Raw genomic sequence first — 1,047 nt, 5'->3', positions numbered from 1 at the left:
CCTCACCACCCACCCGCCCGCCTTGGCCGCCATGGTGGACGGCACACTCGTCTGCGCCTACCGCAGCACCGACGGCTTCCTATACAGCGACATCTACGATGAGAGCACCTGGCGCGGGTGGAACTACCCCCTTAAACAAGGGGAGCGCAGTCTCACCGGCCCCGGCCTGACCGCAGGAGCCAGAGAAGACCTCAACGTGGTGTGGTGCGCCTACCAGGTAGAAAACGGCAACTGGTGGCAGAGCTACTACCAGGGCGGGTCCGCCTATCACTGGCCGGGATCCGGGGGCGGCAGTACAGAGAACTCACACGGCGCCAAGGCCTGCGCGACCTACGACGGCCGCCTCCACCTCGTCCACCGCCGCGACGACGGCTACTACCTGCAACGCACCATCGCCGGCGGCATCGGCTGGGAGATCCCCGCACAACTGATGGCCGTCTCCAACCACACCGCCGCACCCCCCGTCCTGATCACCCATGACAACGCCCTGCACATGTACTACATGCGCTGACCTGTATCGCTACGGCTGCGATGGCTCTGGGAGGGAGCGGCAACCTTACGGCTGATCTCGGTGGCCGAGGCGCTCCAAAGCTGTGTCCTCGGCCGACGCCGTGGGCCGCGCACCGGATTCGCACGGCTGTGTGGGAGCCAGACGGTCTCCACCGCCTCCGGCGAGCATCTGGAGGCGCCCCATGACCGGTTTCAGCACGTCGTCAACGCGACGGTTGTCGATTTCGACCGGCATCGCCACGCCGGGCGATCGCCCGGCCCTCGAACGTCGGCCGCGCGCGGGGCTTGGGTCAGCGGATGTACAGGCTGTGGCCCAGGTAGATGTCGGCCCTGGTCTGGCCGGGGCGGACGGCGGTGACCTGGTAGCCCTGGCAGTCCGGCTCGGAGAAGAGGTAGGCGGTCTGGTCGGTCTGGTTGGCGACCAGGTAGGTCGTGCTCTCGTCGTCGGTCTGATAGCAGCCCTCCGGGTCGGTGAACTCGATGCTGAAGTTGATCACCAGTCGCCCGGTGGCCGCGTGCGCGGGGGCGGGCGGGGTC

The 1,047-nt window shown here is 67.7% G+C and carries 2 protein-coding genes; one reads left to right on the top strand and one right to left on the bottom strand.

The window, feature by feature from the left end; all coding sequences use genetic code 11:
* On the top strand, positions 1-511 hold a 511-nt coding region (locus C1I98_RS42385; RefSeq protein WP_158558416.1), incomplete at its 5' end, for a hypothetical protein.
* A 289-nt stretch (positions 512-800) separates the two neighbouring features.
* On the opposite strand, the gene C1I98_RS42380 is transcribed toward C1I98_RS42385, so the two are convergent.
* A partial coding sequence (locus C1I98_RS42380; RefSeq protein ID WP_158558414.1) for a hypothetical protein occupies positions 801-1,047 on the bottom strand: 247 nt, incomplete at its 5' end.

This window comes from Spongiactinospora gelatinilytica (assembly GCF_003236385.1).
GTDB classification, from domain to species: Bacteria; Actinomycetota; Actinomycetes; order Streptosporangiales; family Streptosporangiaceae; genus Spongiactinospora; species Spongiactinospora gelatinilytica.
The sequence above is the reverse complement of the archived record's forward strand: the minus strand, read 5'-3'. Positions and strand labels throughout refer to the sequence as shown.